The organism is Streptomyces sp. NPDC048623 (genome assembly GCF_040650755.1).
In the GTDB taxonomy this organism is placed as follows: domain Bacteria; phylum Actinomycetota; class Actinomycetes; order Streptomycetales; family Streptomycetaceae; genus Streptomyces.
The window spans coordinates 173088-192163 of the sequence record NZ_JBEZHV010000005.1 but is presented as its reverse complement, the minus strand read 5'-3'; the positions used below and the strand labels follow the sequence as shown (position 1 = coordinate 192163).

Genomic DNA, 19076 nt, shown 5'->3' with positions numbered 1-19076 from the left:
CGCAACGGTGCCCAGCCCCATATCCACTCGCCGCTCCCACCGCTTGCTGCTGCGTACCGCCCTGCCCGCCGCGGTCACCGCGTCGCTGGTGCTCGTCCCGCTGCCCGGCGCGCTCGCCGCCCCGTCCGCGGGTGCGGTCATCGCCGAGGTGTACGGCGGTGGCGGCAACTCCGGCGCGACGCTGAAGAACGACTTCATCGAGCTCGCCAACCCGACCGCGGCCGCCTTCGGCCTGAGCGGCTACAGCGTCCAGTACCTGCCGGGCAGCCCCGGCGCCACCAGCAAGTGGGGGGTCACGGCGCTGAGCGGCTCGGTCGCCCCCGGCGGCCGCTACCTGGTCGCCGAGGCGCCCGGCGCCGGCGGCACCGTGAACCTGCCGGCCGCCGACGCCGCCGGCAACCTGGCCCTGTCCGCCACCACGGGCACCATCGCGCTCGTCGCCGGCACCGACCCGCTGACCTGCAAGACCGCCGCGGACTGCGCCGCCGACCCGCGGATCGTCGACCTGGTGGGCTTCGGCACCGCCGTGGTCCACGAGGGCTCCGCCTCGGCCCCGGGCGCCTCCAACACCGCCTCGGTGGCCCGCGCCGCGTCCCTCGCCGACACCGACGACAACGCCGCCGACCTCCAGGCCGGCGCGCCCACGCCGGTCAACACCAAGGGCGAGTCCACCCCGGGCGGCGGTGACGGCTCCGGCGGCGGCCCGACCGAGCCCGGCACGGTGCGGATCCACGACATCCAGGGCACCACCCGCCTCTCGCCGCTGGCCGGCAAGACGATCGCGGGCGTCCCCGGCACCGTCACCGGCGTGCGTACGTACGGCTCCAAGGGCTTCTGGATGCAGGACCCGGACGCCGACACCGATCCGGCCACCAGCGAGGGCGTCTTCGTCTTCACCGGCAGCGCCGCCCCCGCCGTCAAGGCCGGCGACTCGGTGCTCGTCACGGCCAAGGTCAGCGAGTACTACCCGAACAGCTCGGGCGGCTCGCAGTCCGTCACCGAGCTGACCAGCCCCAAGGTCACCGTGGTCTCCTCGGGCAACCCGGTGCCCGCCCCGGTCGTCCTCGACGACGCGAACCTCCCGGCGGCCTACACCCCGGAGGCGGGCGGCGCCTCGATCGAGTCCCTGCCGCTCCAACCCGGCACCTACGCGCTCGACCTGTTCGAGTCGCTGGAGGGCATGGACGTCGAGGTCCGCGACGTACCGGTGACGCAGGCCAGCAACGAGTACCACGAGCTGTGGGTGGACGCCCGCGAGCAGGACCCGCGTTCGTCCCGCGGCGGTGTCGTCTACCTCGGCTACGACCAGCCGAACGCCGGCCGCCTCATGGTCCAGTCCCTCGGTGCGGCCGCCGACTTCCCGGTCGCCGACGTCGGCGACCGGCTCACCGGCGCCACCGGCGGCCCGCTGGACTACACCTCGTTCGGCGGCTACTCGGTGGCGGCCACCCGGGTCGGCGGCGTCGAGTCGGGCGGGCTGGAGCGGGAGGTCACCGCGTCCGGCCTGCCGAGCGAGCTGAAGATCGGCACGTACAACGTCGAGAACCTCGACCCGGGCGACCCGGACGAGAAGTTCGCCGAGCTGGCGTCCGGCGTGGTCACCAACCTGCGCTCGCCCGACATCCTGGCCCTGGAGGAGATCCAGGACGACAACGGCCCGGTCAACGACGGCACGGTCTCGTCCGACGCCACCGTCGCCAAGTTCGTCGAGGCGATCAGGGCGGCCGGCGGCCCGGCGTACGACTGGCGCTCCGTCGACCCGGTGGACGGCAAGGACGGCGGTGAGCCCGGCGGCAACATCCGCCAGGTCTTCCTCTTCAACCCGGACCGCGTCTCCTTCACCGACATCCCCGGCGGCGACGCCACCACCGCGGTGGACGTGACCGGCACCGGCAACCACACCTCGCTGACCGCCTCCCCGGGCCGGATCGACCCGTCGAACGAGGCCTGGAACAGGAGCCGCAAGCCGCTGGTCGGCCAGTTCCTCTTCCACGGCAAGCCGGTCTTCGTGATCGCCAACCACTTCAACAGCAAGGGCGGCGACCAGGGCCTCGACAGCCGCTTCCAGGCCCCGAACCGCAGCTCCGAGATCCAGCGCGCCAAGCAGGCGGCGGCCGAACAGGCCTTCGTCGCCAAGCTCCTGGCCGCCGACCCCCGCGCCGCGGTGGTCTCCCTCGGCGACTTCAACGACTACCAGTTCTCGCCCGCGCTCCAGACTCTCACCCAGGACGGCGTCCTGCGCGACCTGGTGAACGAACTGCCGGAGTCCGAGCGCTACTCGTACGTCTACCAGGGCAACTCGCAGGTGCTCGACCACATCCTGGTCAGCCCCGGCCTGAAGCCCCAGCACGTCCACTACGACGTCGTCCACATCAACAGCGAGTTCGCCACCCAGGCGTCGGACCACGACCCCCAGGTGGTCCGCATCAAGCCCTGACCCGGCAGCACGTCACCACGGCTCCCCCGGCCGGTCCTCGGACCGGCCGGGGGAGTTCTGCTGCGAAGGCAGCCATGCGAAGGCGAACAGCCATGACCATCCCCATCGAACGCCTCCGGGAGTCCAGGCTTCAGCGCTCCGCTCCTTCTGTCCCGAAGCCCGGACCGCAACCCCGTGTCAGATCGCGAGCTTCTGCTCGGTGCGCTCGAGCCAACTCCGGTACCAGTGTGCGAAGTCATGCCCGGTCGGCTCGATCCCCCGGTCCATCGGTCTCAGGTCTTCCCAGATGGAACCCCGGTGCGGGCCCGTCATCACCATCAGCGTCGTATAGCCGCATCCCTGCTCGCTGAGGAACACCGCGCCCGCCTCCCGCGCGTCATTCAGCTCCTCGTAGCGCGCATCCCAGGCCGCGTAGGCGCGGCGGAACTCCTCGTCAGTGCCGTAGGAATCGCTCGTGGGCTCCTGCGCATCGAGCGCGGCGAACTCACTCCGCAGGGCTTCGGCCACGAAGGGCCGTCCGGCGAACTCGGCGGTGGTCGGCTGCGCGGAGAAGGCGAGCCCGATGCCACGCCACTGCCACCCACCCTTGCCCAAGGTCGGTGTCATCAGGCCGTAGTCCGGGCCGGCTCCCCCTCCTCCGACCTGGAGCAGAAAACTCCGATACTGCGCGGGCAGACCCACGCCCAGATCGGCCTCCAGCGCCCGGAGCTGCTCCTCGCGCATGACGGGACCGAGTCGAAAGCCATGTCCCCGTGCCCCGAAGATCTTGTCCGCTCCGGGGTGCCCGGCAACCCGGAGCACCCGCTCCCGCACGCCCGCCCACGTGTCCTCATCCATGGGCACACGCTAGTGAGACGCGCACGGCACCGACACAGGTTTACCGACGACGAGGGCCCAGGCCGCCGACCCGGGCCTTCGTCGCCCGGTGCCGGGGGAGGCGGTGAGATCGACCAGGATGACCTGCCCGAAGTGTCCGCGGGGGCCGGGAGTCAGGTCGATCGCGAACTCGTCGCCGCCATTCCGGGCAGTGCGGCGGCGTGGATGAGGTGTTGGGCACGGATGGGGCACGTCGTCGCCGGCGGCGGAGCGCGGAATGCGGCGCTGGACCAGACGGACGCCCCGCCGTCGGTTCACGGGTCGGTACGGAGCGGAAGGGCTGGTCGGTCAGCCGCGAGAGTCGATCTCCTTCGGACCGTAGAGGGCTGCGGTCTCTCCTGAGATCAAAGCCCAGTAGCGGTCCCCGAAGGACCAATGCCACCACTCCGTCGGGTAGTTCACGAGCCCGGCGGCCGTGAGGACCGTACCCAGGAGTTCACGATGGGCGCGGGCCTCGTCGCTGATGCCGGCCGCATGGGTGTAGCAGGCGCCCTCGCTTTCCTCCGGGTCGGCGTTCATGCGTGTGCCGAGGTCCAGTTCGTTCCCGTCGGCGTCGGCCAGGGTGAGGTCGACGGCCGCGCCGGCGCTGTGCGGAGCGATGTCCGGGGGTGACACGTACCTGCTCGCCGCCGAGTGGATCTGCTCCGTGGACCAGGAGGGGTGGGTGGCGCGCAACTGATCGGCGTACTCCTCGAAGTACTCGCGCTGGAGAGAAGGAGGACGGTACCCCTCGACGAACAGCAGCCGCAGGCCCGCCGGGAGCATCGCCTGGGCCTTGGCCAGCCGTTCCAGGACGCCTTCCCGCAGGAACGCGAAGGCGTCCGCCGGGTCCTGCTTGCGCGTGTCGACGAGCAACCAGCCGTCGTGACGGACGTCCACAAGACGTTCACCGGACTCGACGACAGGTATGGCAGCGACCTTCGGATCCGACATCAAAACGAGTTCGGTCATGACGCCGAGCCCCGACCGGACGGCGTGAGCGAGGACCGCACACCGAACCACCGCTCGGCGCCCCGCTCCTCGAACCGCTCCACCTCGGCGGCGTACTCGCGCCCCGACACCTCCGGCAGGAACAGGTGGCCGAACTCGGCCTCTCCGCCCGCGGTGCGGACGTGCCCCCGACCCTCTGCGTCGTGCGGCCGGGCGCCACCTGCGTGAGCCCCTACTCCTGGTGAGGCGAACAGGTCGGTGAACGCAGCGCGGTCCCGCGCCTCGGACCCGCGGAGTACGCGCCGTTCGGCCCTTGTGGGCGCAGGTGGCCAGGCATCAAGTCCGGATTCGATCATGGTGGGCAACCTATCGCAGGGACCGTGAGAGCGATGTGAGACGGAAGGGCCGGTCCTGTTCGGGCGGTCCTTACCGGATGTGCACCACCGGGACCGCTCGGAACGCGTGGAGATCTGAGAGGTGAGAGGCCGTCGCCCACCATGACGGTACGGGGTTCGACCGCTCTGCCGAGAGGACCAGGAGCCATTCCACGTCGGACGGTAGAGGACCGCTCCCACCACGTCGCCGACGGCGAACAGGGCAGCCGCGTACGCGAGGAGTGCGGCCACCAGCCCTGGCAGTGCCAGCTTGCCCCAGTCGATACGGTCACGCGGCGCCGGCGCCGGGGCGGCCGGGCGCCGTGCGGGGTGGCCGCTGGCGATCGGGAGGGAGCCCTCGCGCAGGCGCACCTCGTCCGCCGCGCTCACCGGGACCTGGCGCGGCGTGCCGCCCGGGGGCGGCCACGGCACTTCGGCGGTCGACGGCCCGTGCCGGGGGTCGAAGAAGCAGAGCGGGAGCCGCGCGGGCGACGGGCCACCCGCCAGGCGGGACTCCAGACAGGCCATGGCGTACCGGCCGTCGTCCAGGTGCCGAAGCACGTCCTCGCGACCGTCGTGGCGCAGGGCGCGGCCGGCCGCCTCGTACGCGTCAAGGGCGCGTGCCCAGTCCGCCACCGCTTCCGGCGGCGTTCCGGGAGTCCCCGGCTGGAAGGGGTGCACGGCCAGCAGCTCACCGAAGGCCGTCACCTCGCCCGCGAGTCCCGGACCCCGCCCTCCCCTCTGCTTCCTGCTGAATCGCACGATCCCTCCCGCGGTCGGTGTGGCACGGGCTTACGTTCAGGGGGCAGTGGACACGTGGCTCTCTTCCGGAGGGTGACGTCGGGCTTGCCAGCGTCGGCGAGCCCAGTCGCCGGTTTCGCCGATGGCAGCCATCAGGGCGGCGGACGCGGCGCTCGCCGCGAGGCCGGCCGGGTGGCTCGTCGCGTGTCCCAGGAGCCAGAAGGCCAGGGTGAGCACGACCCACCAGACGGTGAGCGATACGGCCTCACGTCGCCCGCGGCTGGTGCGAGGTGGTGTGGTGGGCATGGCGTCAGGAGCCTTCGTGCGGGGCCGCGACGGGGCGCCGCTGATGGCCGATCGTGGCGCTGCCCAGGACCAGGCAGCCGGCGACGGCGAGTGCGCCGCCGGCCGCCGTGCGGGCGAGCGTGATGTCGGGGAAGGCACCGGCCATGCGGGGGAGCGCGTTGACGGGCGCGGTGGCATCGACCGGTCGGTGGTGCAGACGCTCGGGGACTCGGCCTGTGGCCACGGCCAGGCCCGCAGGCAGCACGGTGAGGGAGAAGAACGTGAGGCCGATCCACTGCCATGTCATGGGGGCTGACTCCAGGGGGGTGCATGTACAGCGCGGCCGCGTGGCCAACTGGCCATTGCCGAGGTGACGATGCCGTACAGCTGATGCCGGCGTGATGGTGACCCTACCGAGGCCGCACAGAGCCGTATCAAGGGGCCGCGCCGTCTGTCTGCGCGCGCCAACGCTGCCGGAACCCGGCAGTGTGTTTCCCGGTGTGGGATGGCAGGCTCGGTACTGCGCCGAGGCGAGGCCGCGGAACAGCAAGGCGGTCTCGGCGCTCCCCGGCGGGTATTGCGGCCCGGAGCCAGGCGTGACCAGGGGAGGGGAACATGGACTGGTTGTGGGACATGTTCGGCGATGTCGCTCTCTTGTTCTTCGGGCCACTGGTGGCGTGGACCGCCTGGGAGCGGTGGCGTCACCTCGATCGGGCTCCCGCGTGGGTGGCTCGTGTCCCGCGGTGGGCGGTGCGCTGCTGGGCGGCGGGGATCGTTCTCCTCGGGATCGGCATGGGGAGCAGCGGTGTGTACGGCGTGACCGGACTGCCGGAGCCCTGGGTGGTCGGCTTCTGCCGTGCCGTCGGGCCGGTGCTCTACCTCTTCTTCGTCTGGCTCCCCTCCATCCATGGGGCGCGACGGCGTGGTGACAGGCGGTCGCCGGTTTCCTGAGCGGCCGAAGGGACGACGGGCGGGGGCGGCCCTGGGCACGGGCGCCCTCATCAGCCGTGGGCCGTGTCGTCGGTCAGCAGGCGGCGGGCGAGTGCGGTGGTGGTATGCCGCACGGTCCGGCCGGTGCGATGGGTGGTGACCAGGCCCGCGGCGCGGAGAGAGGCCGCGTGTTCGGACGCGGTGGATTTGCCGACGCCGAGGCGGCGGGCGAGTTCGGTGGTGGTGGCGGTTCCCTGGACGGCGCGGAGGGCACGGGCCCGTCCGCGGCCGACGAGGGCGGTGAGGGGGTCGCGTCCGGGTACGGCGCCGTGCGCCGCGGTGGTGGCGTGATAGGCGATGACGGCTTGGCGGGACGACGTGACCGACCCGGTGATGACGAGCGAGTCCGGGCCGGCGAACGGACTGGGCATGAGGAGCAGGCCCTGACCGGCCAGGCTGACGGTCGTTTCCGCGGGGCCCTGCTCCCGGCGACAGCCGTCGAGCGCGATCGTCAGTGTGCTGTCGTCCCGCCAGGTGAGCCTGGTGCTCAGGCCGGTCAGCATGGACCCCGGCCCCGCGGAGACCATCTGCGCCGCGCGACGGGCGACGTCCGCGCGAAGCCGCTGCTCGATGCCCGGCCAGTCCTCGGCCAGGCAGGCGCGGAACAGGAGGCGGGCCGCGTCGGTCAGGCGGGCGAGGTGGCGGTCGGACCCGTCACGCAGTTCGAGGACGCTGCGGGGCACTCCGGGCAGGGCGTCGACGTACCGGAGTCCGGCCTGGAGCTCGGTCTCCGTGAGGGCGCGCAGGGCCTCCAGTTCCGTGGCGAGCGAAGGGCCTGCGGCGTCCCGCGCGGCGGGAAGCACCGGAGCGAGGAAGTCGGGGACGTACCACGGGTGCGCGTTGATCAGCTCAAGCAGCGGCACGGCGGAGCGGGGGACATGTGGGCGGCGGGCCCTCTGCCACGCCCGGGTCTCCCGCGAGGGCTGGTGCCCCCAGAAGCCGATGACCAGGTTCTGCAGGGGTGACACCGCGATCCGGGTACGGCCAAGATCCTGGGTCCCCGCGACCAGGTGCAGACGCAACGAGCCCACCCCCCTCTCCTCCGGCAGTGGTCCGCGTCCGGAACCGCCGTCCACGGTAGCCCCGGTCACGGGAGCGGCGATGGTTCGGTCCCGCGCCGAACTGCTGGCCGCGCGCGAAGCCTACGGGTGAGGCTGGCGCAGCTTGCGGAACCGAAGCACCGCACAAGGAGCTGTGATGCAGGACCAGAGAGCCCGCGTCGATGCGGGTCGGGACGAGGCCGGGCGGGACGATGCCGGTCGGGACGAGGGCCGGGCGACGACCGGTGGGCCGAGCGGGCGCAACGCCCGGGTGCTGGTGGCGTTCACCGCCGTCACGAATCTGACCGACGGCATCACCAAGATCGCCCTGCCTCTCGTCGCCGGCTCGCTGACGAAGTCCCCGGCGCTGGTCTCGGGGGTCCTGTTCGCCATGACCCTGCCCTGGCTCCTGATCTCCCTGCCCGTCGGCGTCCTGGTCGACCGCGCCGACCGGCGCCGGTTGTTGTGGCTGGCGAACGGCCTCCGCGTCGTCGCGGTCGGCGCCCTCCTGGCCGTCGCGGAGTCCGGTGGGCTCGGCCTGCCTTTGTTGTACGCCTGCGCGGCTGCCCTCGGCATCGCCGAGGTCGTCGCGCTGACATCGGCTGCCGCACTCGTCCCCGACGCCGTTGCACCGGCGGGACGAGAGCGCGTCAACGTACTGATGACGGGTGTGGAGACGGTGGCCAACGAGTTCGCCGGACCGTTCCTGGGCGGCCTGCTCGTGGCGGTCGGCGCGAGCCTGGCCCTGGGCGTGTCCGCCGGCGGCTACCTGACGGCGACGGTGTTCCTGCTGTTCCTTGCCGGCCGGTTCAGGGCCGCCCGGACCGCCGGGGCCGCCGACCCGTCTGCCGACCCGTCCGCCGACCGGCCGCCGGCCTCGGTGACGGGGCAGATCGGAGAGGGCCTGCGTTTCCTGTGGCGGCAACGGCTGCTCAGGTCGCTCTCCCTGTCGGTCGCCGTACTGGTGACCTGCTGGGCCGCGTGGTTCGCACTGATGCCGCTGGTCGCGACCGGGGTCTGGCGACTGAGCCCCACCGCCTACGGCGCGCTGGTCGGCGCGCTCGGCGTCGGCGGCCTGGCCGGCACACTCGTCGTGGGCCGGATCAACCGGCTGCTCGGCCGGCGCCGGGCGATGTCCGCCAACGTCTTCGCCGCGGCCTCGCTGGTGGCGGTCCCCGCCCTGACCGCGAACGTCTGGGCCACCGGTGTGGCGGCGTTCCTCGGCGGCCTCGGCAGCACCCTGTGGGTGGTGAACGCGCGCACCATCGGCCAGACCCTGGTGCCGCCGGACATGATGGGGCGTTACAGCTCGGTCTCCCGGCTGTTCAGCTGGGGCTCCCTTTCGCTGGGCGCCGCCGCGGCCGGTGCGCTGGCCCAGGCCGTGGGTTACCGGTGGGCGTTCGCCTTCTTCGCCGCCGCCGCGGCGATCGTCGCCGTCCCGTTCGTCCGGGCCTTCACCCCCGAGGCGCTGGCCGAGGTCGAGACCCGCCTGTCGGCCCACTGAACGATCCCAGGCATACGCGAGACAGCACGAGGCGTCACGAGAAGCCACGAGTAGCCACGAGACGTCACGAGTAGCCACGAGACGTCACGAGTAGCCACGAGACGCTACGAGATGGAGAGCCCATGTCCCACCACGTCCCCGTCGCCCCGGCACCCGGCCGTCGCATCCCGGCGCACCAGCTGTGGGAGAAGGAGATGCTCTGGGCCTTTCTGCGCTTCGCCCGTGCGACGGTCATCGCCAAGACCGACGGACTGTCCGACGAGCAGCTCACCCGGCGCCACGTCGGATCCGCCACGACTCTCGGTGGCCTCCTGAGCCACCTCGCGTGCGTCGAGTACGACTGGTTCGCCAACCGGCTCGGCGGCGGAGACGTCCCGATGCCGTTCGGCCCCGAAGCCCCCGACGGCGACTGGCACCCTGTCGACGAGACCGGACGGGCGGGCCTGGTGACCCGTTACCGCGAGGCGTGCGCGACCAGCGACGACGTCATCGCCGCGCTCGACCTGGACTCCATGGGCGCCCAGACCGACAGCGACTACACCCTGCGCTGGGCACTGACCCACATGGTCGCCGAGACGCACCGCCACGCCGGCTACGCCGACCTCCTCCGCGAACTCACCGACGGCACCCGCGGTTGGTGACCAGATGACTTTCCGTTCACCCCATGGACCACCTGCCGGTGATCCCGCCTCGGCCCGCCTCGGCCTGCCTCGGCCTGCCTCGGCCGTCCGTGGCCGGCAGCAGCGGCGCTGCCCGCTTCCAGGCCGCCGCATCCGCCGGCTCTCCTCGCCCCGCCACGGGGTCAATTGTCGGCCGGGGCCTCCCGCCAGTCGTCGATGCCACCGAGCAGCTCGGTCAGGACGAGTCCGGGGTCGTCGGCCTCTGCGGACCAGCGGTCGTAGGCCGCCTCCCACACCGGGGCGAGCTGGGAGGCCCACGGCAGCCGGTAGCGATGGGTGAACGACGCCTCGCCGGGCTGCTCGACGGTGAGTCGCTGTCCCAGCCGGCCGCTGCGGTGCCGCACCACCGCATCGGGCTTCAACACGATCCGCCGCTCGCCGATGGTGAGCGTCTGCTGGTCGCCGACTCGGCAGAGCTCCGCCCGCAGGCGACCGAGCTGCCCGGACCAGAGGAGCGTTCCTTGCGATCCAGCGGGTTCGGCTTCCAACGAACTTCTCCGTTCACCTGGAGAGCAGGACAGGTGGCGCGGCTCTTTGAGGCGGGCGCCCGAACAGAGTGTCCCCTGCCTGTTCCAGCCGCAAGATCAGTTGCTCGGCCCGGCGGCGGTGATCCGGGCAGCGAGCGGAGCGGGTGACCTCCCCGAGTACGTCGGGCATCCACGTACCGTAAAGGCGGGGGAACCGACACGTGACGCGGGGCTATCGGCCCCTGAGCAGGCCGCCGACCGCCGTGATGCCTGCCGTGACGGCACGTTCGCCGACGTTGCCGAACCCGAGGATCAGCCGCACCGGCTCCGTCGCACGAGAGGAACGGCAGATGCTCATGCCGTAGAGGCCGACGGACCGGGCGCGGGCGGCGGAGACGAGTTCCTTCTCGTCGGCCACTCCGTCGAGGTGTGCCACCGCGTGGAAGCCCGCCGCAAGACCGGTCACCGCGACGGCGGGCGCGTGCTCGGCGAGCGCCGCCACCAGGGCGGCACGACGTGCCGCGTAGGTCGTCCGCATCCGGCGCAGGTGCCGGTCGAAGCGGCCGGACTCGATCAGTCGCGCGAGGGCGAGCTGATCGAGCGTGGGGGACCCGCGGTCGTTCAACTGCTTGTGCTCGACGATCAGTTCGGTGAGCGCGGGCGGGCAGAGCATCCACCCGAGGCGCAGCGCGGGCGCGAGGGACTTGCTGACGGTCCCGATGGAGATCACGCGGTCCGCGGCGAGTCCCTGCAGCGCGCCCACCGGCTCCCGGTCGTACCGGAACTCGGCGTCGTAGTCGTCCTCGATGACGACGGCGTCCCGCCTCCTGGCCCACTCGATCAGTGCGAGCCGCCTCTCGGGCGCCAGGGCGACGCCGGTGGGCCACTGGTGCGCGGGGGTCAGGACGACGGCGCGGGCGTCGGTCCTGGCGAGTGCCCGTACGTCGATCCCGCGCTCGTCGACCGGTACGGGGGTGGCCGACATGCCCGCCGAGGCCGCGGCGGAGGAGATCGTGGCCGGTGAGCCGGGGTCCTCGTACGCCACCGCACGGATACCTGTCCTGGCCAGGGCGGACAGGGCCAGAGCGAGGCCCTGCGCGTAGCCGGAGCAGATCACGATCCGTTCCGGATCCGCCGCTGCGGCGCGCACCCGCCGCAGATACCCGGCCATGACCTCGCGCAGTGCCGCGCTTCCGCGCGGGTCGCCGTAGTCGAGCGCCGCCGTCGGCATGGTGCGTGCCGCCTCGCGCGTGGCCCACAGCCAGTCGGCGAGCGGGAAGCTGCTCAGGTCGGGGACGCCGTGCCTGAAGTCGGCGATCAGGGGTGACGGCGATGCCGGGGGCGGTGACGCGGGCGCCGACGGCACGCCCGCTCCGGCGGCGACCCGCGTGGCCGAGCCGACGCGTGTCACGAGGTATCCCTCGGCCTGGAGCTGTGCGTAGCACTCCTGCACGAGGCCGCGCGAAACCCCGAGCATCCGGGCGAGTTCACGGGAGGACGGCAGCCGTTCGCCGATCTGCAGCCGCCCGGTCCGGATCGCGTCCCGCAGCCGCAGTTCCAGCTGGGATCGCAGCGGCTCGCCGCCGTCCCGGTCGATGACCAGCAGCAGCTCGGGTGACAGACCGGACCACTCCAGAGGCATGGAATTGGATCTTACTGGTGGTCCGCCCCACCCCTAGCTTCGTCGTGTGACCAGGATGATCAACTCTCAAGCCGGGAACGCCGGTTCGCGGCCGGCGCTGGTGACGCGGCCCCTGCTGCTCCGCTTCGTCTCGGTCATCGGCGCCTCGACGAGCTTCTACCTGCTGCTCTCCGTCGTTCCCCTCTACGCCGAGGCGTACGGCGGCGGTCATGCCGCGGGACTGGCCTCGGGTGCGTTGCTGCTCGCGACGGTCGGAGGCGGGCTGGCCGCTCCCCGGCTCGTGGCCCGCTTCGGATACCGCCTGCCGCTGGTGGCGGGGTTTGTCCTGCTGGGTGCGCCCGCGCTGGTACTGACCGTGTCCGGGAGCACGGTGTGGATCACGGCGGTCTGTGCCGCGCGCGGTCTGGGCTTCGGGGTCACGGTCGTCGCGGGTGGTGCTCTGACGGCGTCGCTGATCCCGCCCGAGCGCCGTGGTGAAGGGCTGGCGCTGGTCGGCATCGTGTCCGGGGTTCCGGCGCTGGCCGCCCTTCCGCTGGGGGTGTGGTGGGCGGCGCACGGCGGGTACGGACCGGTGTGCGCCGCCGGCGCGGTGTCCGCGCTGGCCGCCATCGTCTCGGTGCTGGGAGTGCCGGACCGCCCGTCGGCCTCCGAGCAGTCGATCGGGGTGCTGGCCGGGTTCCGGACGGCCGCTCTGCTGCGGCCCGTCGTCGTCTTCTCGGCCACCGCGCTCGCTGCCGGCATCATCGTCACCTTCCTGCCCCTCGCCGTCCCGTCGGCTTCCGCCGGAGTCGTCGCCGTGGCCCTGTTCGTCCAGTCCGCGGCAGCGACCGTGGCCCGCTGGGGCGCGGGCCGGCACGGTGACCGGCACGGACCGGCCTCGCTCGTCGTGCCCGGTCTGGTCGTCTCGGCCGCGGGGACGCTGCTGACCGCTCTGACCCACAGCCCGGTCGCCGTCGTCGTGGGCGTCGCCCTGTTCGGGGCCGGATTCGGAGCCACCCAGAACGCGACGCTGTCGCTGATGTATGCGCGTGTCCCCGAGTCCGGCTACGGCACCGTCAGCGCCCTGTGGAACGTCGCCTACGACGCGGGCATGGCTATCGGGGCCATCGGCTTCGGCATCCTCGCCGCCCGGAGCGGCTACCCCTGGGCCTTCACCCTCACCGCCGCACTGATGCTCACCGCCCTCGTCCCGGCCTGGCGCGACCGCCTGGCCGACGGCGCCCGCCGATGACCGGGACGACCCCGTGCCGCCGGGGCCGAGGCTCCGCCACCCGTACGCGTCGTCGCGCGTTCGCCGACGACCTGACCGCCTTCACCGAAGGAGACCGCCCCACGGGCGCGGTCTTCCGCGAACAGGAGCTCACATGACCAGCACCCCCATGACGGTGGCCGTCCTCGGACCCGGCGGAGTCGGTGGCCTGATCGGCGCGCTGTTGGCCCGCGACGGGCACCGCGTCATCTGCCTCGCCGGAGAGGAGACCGCCGCCGTGCTGCGCCGTGACGGTCTGAGCGTCCGGAGCACGCGGTACGGCGACTTCACCGCTCCGGTCGAGGCCGACACTCTGCTGCGCGAACCGGTCGACGTCACGCTCGTGACCGTCAAACAGACCGCCCTGCCCGCCGCCCTCGACCGTGTCCCGCCGCAGCTCCTCGGCGACGGCGTCCTCGTACCGCTGCTCAACGGACTCGACCACGTCGCAGCGCTGCGCCGGCGCTATCCGGCCGGCCAGGTCGTGGCCGGAACGATCCGGGTCGAGGCAACGCGCACGGCACCCGGACGCATCGTGCACACCAGCCCCTTCACCGCCCTCGAACTGGCCGCCCCGCTCGACGCCTTCGCCTCCCGCCTCCGTCACGCCGGCCTCGACGTGACCCTGCGCACCGACGAGAGCGCGATGCTCTGGGACAAACTCTCCTTCCTCGCCCCGTTCGCCCTGCTGACCACGCGCCACCGGGCCGCCGTGGGCGTCATCCGCGACGAGCGGCGGTCGGAACTGCTCGCCGTCCTCGACGAAATCACCGCCGTGGCGCGCGCAGCGGGCGCACCGGTGACCGCCGAGGCCGTGCTCTCCTTCTTCGACCGGGCGCCCGAGACGATGAAGTCCTCGATGCAGCGCGACGCGGAGAACGGCCACCCGATCGAACTCGACGCCATCGGCGGGGCCGTCCTACGGGCCGCGGCCACTCACAGGATCGAGACCCCGATGACCGCACGCCTCGTCGCAGAGCTGACTCCCCCGGCGAGCGAGTAGGCGCAGCCGCAGAAGCGCCACGCACCCTCGTCCTGTGGCCGTCGCCTGGGGAGGACTTCGTGCGCTGCGGTACAGCCCGGAGCAGCTCGATGAAGGCCGGTCGCGCGAGGCTGACCGCACCCGCGTCCACTGCGGAGAGGCCGAGACAGGCGGGGCCGGCTGTCCCCAGGAGCGCGATCGGGCGATCGGCGTTTCGCCCGCGGGGCCGTCCGCTCGCCGGTCTAGGCTCGACCCGTGGGGCAACCCGAGGAGCACGCCGAGGGCGTCGGACCGTTCACCACCCGGGTCACCTGGGTCCTGTCCGGTGGCGAGGCGGTGGTCTGGGAGTCACGGACCGCACGGCGACGCGGAGTGCTCGCCGTCCGTCGACCGGGCAGGGACGACGCCGGCCGGCACGCCCGGGCCGACGAGGTCGCGATCCGCCGCCTGCGCAGGCTGAACTCGGTCGCCGCGACCGCCTTCGTCATCGGCGGGCTCCTGTTCGCGGCCGGCGCCGCCGTGGCCCAGTTCGGCTCTGGCGACGCCACGGAGTCGGCCTCGATCTACTTCGCCGGTGGCCTCTTCTTCAACACCGGCGGCTACGCCTCCCTCCTCCAAGTGGTCAACGCGCCCCGCCATGTGGTCGGCGGCGACGCATTGGTCACCCGCCGCTGGCGGTGGTGGAGTTACGAGCCGATGCGGGTGGACTGGCTGAGTGCCTTCCTCCTGTTCACCGGCACCCTGGTGTTCGGTGTGAACCTGCTGAACTCGTTCCTGACGGGGCTGACCGTCCAGCAGGTCAACCGGCTGATCTGGGTGCCCGACCTGGTGGGCTGTCTGCTGTTCCTGGCGTCCGGGCACCTCGCCCTGGTCGAGGTCTGCCACGGCCGGCTCCGCGTCCTCCCACGCAGCCTGGGTTGGTGGATCGTGGCGGTGAACCAGCTCGGGTCCGTCCTCTTCATGGTCTCGGCGCTCGCCGCGTTCACCCGCCCGTCCACCGGCAGCCTCGTCAACGTCGACATCGCCAACTGGGGCACGCTCACCGGCGCCCTGTGCTTCTCCGTCAGCGGCGTCCTCCAGTTCTTCGAACGCCCGTAGAGCGGACAGAGTGCACTGAGGTCACCGAACGGAGCAGGAACAAGCCTCAGGTCGCTGACCCTGATTCGACGACCGGACGGACCTGGGCACAGCAATTCCAAAGGCGCATGAAATTCCGCGCGGAACCGGACTCCAGTGTAAGAACAAGAAATGACCACGATCGAACGCCTGTGGGAAGACGATTACCTTCCCATCAGGGATGCCCTCCACTACGCCGACGGGCGCTCCTACGATGTCGAGCTCGACTCCACCGCGCCGGGTGGCTTCTCGGTGCTCTCCCCTTTCGACCTCGACGAGATACTGAAAGACGATCCTTCCTGGGTGTCTTCGGTCGATGGGCAGGCCTCCGTGGACCTGGGAGAGAAGGGGCTCCTGTGGGGTGGAGAGGGCTCGTACGGTTCGGAGGGATTCTTCGCACGGTTGACTGCCGACCGTAAGCTCATCTGGGTGATGTTCTTCGACGGATCCAATCCGTTTCTGCGGATTCAGCTGTCCGGCAACGTCGCTACTTTCCGCTCGACAGCAGGGGTCGAGATCACCGTCGACATCGACGATCCGTGAACTCCGGCTCCTCCGGAACGGTGATGAAGAAGGCCCAGGTAAGCGACCTGGGCCTTCTTCCAAGAGCGGATGACGGGAATCGAACCCGCGCTATAAGTCCGCTGTTCACCGCCTTTACCGGCACGTTGTGGCACGGCTGCCGGACCGTCGGCGGCCACGGTCGGCACCCTGCGGCACGTCGGCGGAGGCGTGCAGGGCCGTTCGGGCCTGCTGGGTCGCGGTCGGCCGAGACGCTTCGGCGGCGCGAGACCTTCAGGCCCCTTCCTCCGGTGCGCTGACCGTGCCGCCGGCCAGGCAGCGGCGGACGAGTGCGAGGGTGCGCCGTGTGACCGTCGCGAGGGGGGTGCCGTTCTCGACGGCGGCCAGGGCGGTGTGCAGCATTCCGGCGACCAGGTCGGCCGTGAGCGCGGGCTCGGGCACACCGAGTTCCCGGACGGCAGCGCGGAATGGTTCGACTTGTTCCAAGTGGAGTTCCATCAGCCGTTGCTGACAGGCGGGATGAAGGCCGGCGCTCATGAGGGCGGCGGCGGGCCGGTGTGCGCCCTCGGCGCCGAGGCGGAGGCTTTCCCTGAAGAAGACTTCGACGCGTTCCAGAGGGCCGTTCGCGGTGGCCAGGGCGCAGGTGAGTGCCTCGTTGGAGCGTCGGAAGGCTTCTTCCGTGATGGTGGCCAGGAGGACTGCCGAGGAGTCGAAGTACTGGTAGACGCTGGAGCGAGCCAGGCCGGCGCGGGCGCCGACCGCCGCCGGTGTGACGGCGGCGGCGCCTTCGCTGACCAGGATGTCGATCGCCGCCCCGATCAGCGCCTCGCGTTGCTGGGCGCGGTGCTCGGCGACGGTGGAGGCGTTGATCTTCGGCATGCGGGGCGGGCTCCTGGAGGGGCGGACGGGGCCGGGAGTGAGGTTCCGGTCTGTGGCCGTCGGTCAGGACAGGCGGCCGTCGACCATCTCGTACACCTGGTCGGCTGCGTCCATTATCGCCGTGTCGTGGGTGACCATGACCGTGGCTGTGCCGCGCTCGTGGGTCTGCTCGGCGATCAGCCGCACCGCCTCGGCCGAGCGCACCCGGTCCAGCGCCGAGGTGGGTTCGTCCACCAGCAGGACGGCGGGGGAGGTCATCAGGGCGCGGGCCAGGCCCGCGCGCTGGCGCTCGCCTCCGGAGAGCTGGTGGGGGCGGGAGCCGGCGCGGTGGGTCAGTCCGACCGCCTCGATGAGTTCGTCGGCGCGGGCCCGGGCAGCGGTGTCGAAACGGCCGGCGATGTGCAGGGGCAGCAGGAGCTGTTCCCTGACGGTGAGGGAGGCCAGCAGGTTCGACTGCTGGAAGACGAAGCCGATGTGGCGGCGGCGGGCGGCGGTGCGTTCTTTGTCCGACAGGGCGGTCAGTTCGGTGCCGGCGATGTGCACGGTGCCCGAGGTGGGCCGCTGGAGGCCGCCGGCGACGGCGAGGAGGCTGGACTTGCCGGACCCGGAGGGGCCGACGACGGCGACGAACTCACCGGGGGCGACGGTCAGGCCGACGTGGTCGAGGGCGGTGACGGCGGTATCGCCGTCACCGAGGGTGAGGGTGACGTCGTCCAGGCGCAGTCCGCCGGGGCCTGCGGTGTCTGCGGCGGTCCGGCGGTCGGTGGCGGGTGTGCTCATCGGGTGGCTCCCAGGGCGGTCAGGGGGTCGACGGCGGTGATGCGGCGGACGGCGACGACGGCGCCTACGGTCCCGAAGACGATGAGGAGGCCGGAGGATGTGGCGATGGCCGGGGCGGACAGGGAGAAGGGGGCTTTGCCGATCATCGCGCTGCCCAGAGCCAGGCCCACGGCGGTGCCGGCGGCCGTGGCGCCGACGAGCACGGCGACGACCTGGGCGAGCGCGTCACGCAGGATGTATCCGGTGGGGGCGCCGAGCGCCTTCAGCAGGGCGATCTCGGCCTTGCGCTGGACGGTCCACACGGTGAAGAACGCGCCGATGACCAGGGCGGAGATGACGTACAGGAATCCCTTGATCAGGGCCATGGTGCTCGACTCGGCTTCGTAGCCGGGGGACGCGTCGAACGTGGCCTCCTTGGTCTCGGCGAGGGTCCCGGTTGCCTTTTCGGCCACGGCGACGTCGGCGCCCGGCTTCAGGGTCAGGGCCACTGCGGTGGCCTGGCGGCTCGCGGCCTCGGGCAGGTCGCCGGGCAGGCCGTAATGCAGATGCCGCCACGTGTCGAGGTCCGTGTAGACCACCCCGATGTGACCGTAGGAGACGGTCTCGTCGACCAGGCCCACGACCTTCAGCCGCACCCCGCTCCGGTCCGCGGTCAGAACATCGCCGATCTCCACCCCGAGATCGGCGATCTCCCGGGTGATCACGATGTCCGCACTGCCCTTCTTCAGGCCCTCACCCTCGCTGGGGCGGGGCGCCAGGGAGGAGTCCGGCGTCATACCGAAGACGGCGAGGTTGACCTGCTCGCCTTTGTTGGCGCCCTCGGTCACCTGGGCATTGGCCAGGGTGTTCCCGAACAGCTCCGCCCGTTCCACCCCCGGGGCCTCGGCCCACGCCTGCCAGTCCTCCCCTTCCACGGTCGAACGGGAGAACTGCTCGCTGGTCGCCTTCTCGTCGAAGGCCATATGGGTCACGGGCAGCGCGCGCAAACCGGATATACCGGCATCCGCCAGACCGGAGGCAAGCCCGGACAGAAGGACACCGAGCACGGCGATGAGCGCGACCACCGCACCCATCAGGGCGAAGCGACCGCGGGCGAAGCGCAGATCGCGTAGGGCGAGGAACACGGAACTCTCCGAGCGACGAAGGGATATGAGGGCATGACGACTCGACGCGTCGCCACTTTGCCGAAACTTGACGACGTCCGCGTCGGCATCCTATCCACTGTTGTCGACACGCCTGTCGGTACGTTGCGCCGTGTGTGCCGCCAGGCGCTCCCGGCAAACCCTTCGCCCCTGGCTGCGCGACCTGGACCTGTAGGGGATTCGGCGGGGCATGTGGCAGCCGTGGCCGGCTGTAGGGGACTTGGACAACGAAGAAGGCCCAGGTCGCTGACCTGGGCCTTCTCTTGAGAGCGGATGACGGGAATCGAACCCGCGCTATAAGCTTGGGAATCACCGACGCCCAGCTCGATCATCTAGCATCTGACCTGCGGAAACAGTCCTCAGCCTAGTGTTTCTCGCGGGCTTGGGGCACCCGTGTTGACCGCTGTTCACCGCCCCCAAGGGCACGGCTGGGGCACGGC

The 19076-nt window shown here is 71.7% G+C and carries 17 protein-coding genes; 8 read left to right on the top strand and 9 right to left on the bottom strand.

Annotation, left to right across the window (positions count from 1 at the left end; translation table 11 throughout):
• Nucleotides 1-43 precede the first annotated feature (43 nt).
• Nucleotides 44-2437, top strand: a complete 2394-nt coding sequence (locus AB0C73_RS09790) for an endonuclease/exonuclease/phosphatase family protein (RefSeq protein ID WP_362527247.1) — start codon at nt 44-46, stop codon at nt 2435-2437.
• Between the two features lie 177 nt (nt 2438-2614).
• On the opposite strand, the gene AB0C73_RS09785 is transcribed toward AB0C73_RS09790, so the two are convergent.
• The 3 genes from AB0C73_RS09785 to AB0C73_RS09775 form a co-directional block, all read right to left on the bottom strand.
• Complete coding sequence (locus AB0C73_RS09785; protein ID WP_362526807.1) at nt 2615-3274, bottom strand: SMI1/KNR4 family protein; 660 nt, start codon at nt 3272-3274, stop codon at nt 2615-2617.
• A 327-nt stretch (nt 3275-3601) separates the two neighbouring features.
• Nucleotides 3602-4264 carry a M15 family metallopeptidase gene (locus tag AB0C73_RS09780; RefSeq protein ID WP_362526805.1) on the bottom strand — a complete coding sequence of 221 codons (663 nt, stop codon included), beginning with the start codon at nt 4262-4264 and terminating at the stop codon, nt 3602-3604.
• A 1404-nt stretch (nt 4265-5668) separates the two neighbouring features.
• A complete protein-coding gene (locus AB0C73_RS09775) occupies nt 5669-5950 on the bottom strand; it encodes a hypothetical protein (RefSeq protein ID WP_362526804.1) in 282 nt (93 codons plus the stop codon).
• Nucleotides 5951-6258: 308 nt separating this feature from the next.
• Between AB0C73_RS09775 and AB0C73_RS09770 the strand changes: the two genes are divergently transcribed.
• Entirely contained in the window at nt 6259-6594 is a 336-nt protein-coding gene (locus AB0C73_RS09770) for a hypothetical protein (RefSeq protein WP_362526802.1), read from the top strand.
• A gap of 50 nt (nt 6595-6644) precedes the next feature.
• On the opposite strand, the gene AB0C73_RS09765 is transcribed toward AB0C73_RS09770, so the two are convergent.
• The gene (locus tag AB0C73_RS09765; protein WP_362526800.1) at nt 6645-7664 is read right to left on the bottom strand and encodes a winged helix-turn-helix domain-containing protein; all 1020 of its coding nucleotides are present in this window, start codon (nt 7662-7664) and stop codon (nt 6645-6647) included.
• A gap of 166 nt (nt 7665-7830) precedes the next feature.
• On the opposite strand from AB0C73_RS09765, the gene AB0C73_RS09760 reads away from it, so the two are divergent.
• Together AB0C73_RS09760 and AB0C73_RS09755 are read left to right on the top strand one after the other, a co-directional pair.
• Entirely contained in the window at nt 7831-9177 is a 1347-nt protein-coding gene (locus AB0C73_RS09760; RefSeq protein WP_362526797.1) for an MFS transporter, read from the top strand.
• Nucleotides 9178-9299: 122 nt separating this feature from the next.
• The gene (locus AB0C73_RS09755) at nt 9300-9818 is read left to right on the top strand and encodes a DinB family protein (protein WP_362526795.1); all 519 of its coding nucleotides are present in this window, start codon (nt 9300-9302) and stop codon (nt 9816-9818) included.
• Nucleotides 9819-9979: 161 nt separating this feature from the next.
• Here the strand turns inward: AB0C73_RS09755 and AB0C73_RS09750 are convergent, their stop codons facing one another.
• The gene (locus AB0C73_RS09750; protein WP_362526793.1) at nt 9980-10345 is read right to left on the bottom strand and encodes a hypothetical protein; all 366 of its coding nucleotides are present in this window, start codon (nt 10343-10345) and stop codon (nt 9980-9982) included.
• 211 nt (nt 10346-10556) lie between these two features.
• A complete protein-coding gene (locus AB0C73_RS09745) occupies nt 10557-11966 on the bottom strand; it encodes a PLP-dependent aminotransferase family protein (RefSeq protein WP_362526790.1) in 1410 nt (469 codons plus the stop codon).
• Nucleotides 11967-12021: 55 nt separating this feature from the next.
• Here AB0C73_RS09745 and AB0C73_RS09740 point away from each other — a divergent pair, with 55 nt between their 5' ends.
• The 4 genes from AB0C73_RS09740 to AB0C73_RS09725 all read left to right on the top strand — a co-directional run bounded on the left by AB0C73_RS09740 (nt 12022) and on the right by AB0C73_RS09725 (nt 15856).
• Nucleotides 12022-13197, top strand: coding sequence for an MFS transporter (locus AB0C73_RS09740; protein ID WP_362527244.1), 1176 nt, complete (start codon nt 12022-12024; stop codon nt 13195-13197).
• 133 nt (nt 13198-13330) lie between these two features.
• Nucleotides 13331-14218: a 2-dehydropantoate 2-reductase gene (locus tag AB0C73_RS09735; protein ID WP_362526787.1), complete on the top strand. Its 888-nt coding sequence runs from the start codon at nt 13331-13333 to the stop codon at nt 14216-14218.
• 234 nt (nt 14219-14452) lie between these two features.
• Entirely contained in the window at nt 14453-15295 is an 843-nt protein-coding gene (locus AB0C73_RS09730; RefSeq protein ID WP_362526785.1) for a hypothetical protein, read from the top strand.
• A gap of 150 nt (nt 15296-15445) precedes the next feature.
• A complete protein-coding gene (locus AB0C73_RS09725) occupies nt 15446-15856 on the top strand; it encodes a hypothetical protein (RefSeq protein WP_362526782.1) in 411 nt (136 codons plus the stop codon).
• A gap of 252 nt (nt 15857-16108) precedes the next feature.
• Here the strand turns inward: AB0C73_RS09725 and AB0C73_RS09720 are convergent, their stop codons facing one another.
• The 3 genes from AB0C73_RS09720 to AB0C73_RS09710 form a co-directional block, all read right to left on the bottom strand.
• Nucleotides 16109-16714: a TetR/AcrR family transcriptional regulator gene (locus tag AB0C73_RS09720; RefSeq protein WP_362526780.1), complete on the bottom strand. Its 606-nt coding sequence runs from the start codon at nt 16712-16714 to the stop codon at nt 16109-16111.
• A 63-nt stretch (nt 16715-16777) separates the two neighbouring features.
• Nucleotides 16778-17494: an ABC transporter ATP-binding protein gene (locus tag AB0C73_RS09715; RefSeq protein WP_362526778.1), complete on the bottom strand. Its 717-nt coding sequence runs from the start codon at nt 17492-17494 to the stop codon at nt 16778-16780.
• Nucleotides 17491-18618: an ABC transporter permease gene (locus AB0C73_RS09710; protein ID WP_362526775.1), complete on the bottom strand. Its 1128-nt coding sequence runs from the start codon at nt 18616-18618 to the stop codon at nt 17491-17493. The genes AB0C73_RS09715 and AB0C73_RS09710 overlap by 4 nt, the downstream gene beginning before the upstream one ends.
• Nucleotides 18619-19076: the final 458 nt, after the last annotated feature.

Excerpts from the sequence above, each read along its gene's own strand:
- AB0C73_RS09785 (WP_362526807.1), bottom strand. The coding sequence starts at position 3,274 with ATGGATGAGGACACGTGGGCGGGCGTGCGGGAGCGGGTGCTCCGGGTT.
- AB0C73_RS09780 (WP_362526805.1), bottom strand. The coding sequence starts at position 4,264 with ATGACCGAACTCGTTTTGATGTCGGATCCGAAGGTCGCTGCCATACCT.
- AB0C73_RS09775 (WP_362526804.1), bottom strand. The coding sequence starts at position 5,950 with ATGACATGGCAGTGGATCGGCCTCACGTTCTTCTCCCTCACCGTGCTG.
- AB0C73_RS09770 (WP_362526802.1), top strand. The coding sequence starts at position 6,259 with ATGGACTGGTTGTGGGACATGTTCGGCGATGTCGCTCTCTTGTTCTTC.
- AB0C73_RS09760 (WP_362526797.1), top strand. The coding sequence starts at position 7,831 with ATGCAGGACCAGAGAGCCCGCGTCGATGCGGGTCGGGACGAGGCCGGG.
- AB0C73_RS09755 (WP_362526795.1), top strand. The coding sequence starts at position 9,300 with ATGTCCCACCACGTCCCCGTCGCCCCGGCACCCGGCCGTCGCATCCCG.
- AB0C73_RS09745 (WP_362526790.1), bottom strand. The coding sequence starts at position 11,966 with ATGCCTCTGGAGTGGTCCGGTCTGTCACCCGAGCTGCTGCTGGTCATC.
- AB0C73_RS09740 (WP_362527244.1), top strand. The coding sequence starts at position 12,022 with ATGATCAACTCTCAAGCCGGGAACGCCGGTTCGCGGCCGGCGCTGGTG.
- AB0C73_RS09735 (WP_362526787.1), top strand. The coding sequence starts at position 13,331 with ATGACCAGCACCCCCATGACGGTGGCCGTCCTCGGACCCGGCGGAGTC.
- AB0C73_RS09725 (WP_362526782.1), top strand. The coding sequence starts at position 15,446 with ATGACCACGATCGAACGCCTGTGGGAAGACGATTACCTTCCCATCAGG.
- AB0C73_RS09720 (WP_362526780.1), bottom strand. The coding sequence starts at position 16,714 with ATGCCGAAGATCAACGCCTCCACCGTCGCCGAGCACCGCGCCCAGCAA.
- AB0C73_RS09715 (WP_362526778.1), bottom strand. The coding sequence starts at position 17,494 with ATGAGCACACCCGCCACCGACCGCCGGACCGCCGCAGACACCGCAGGC.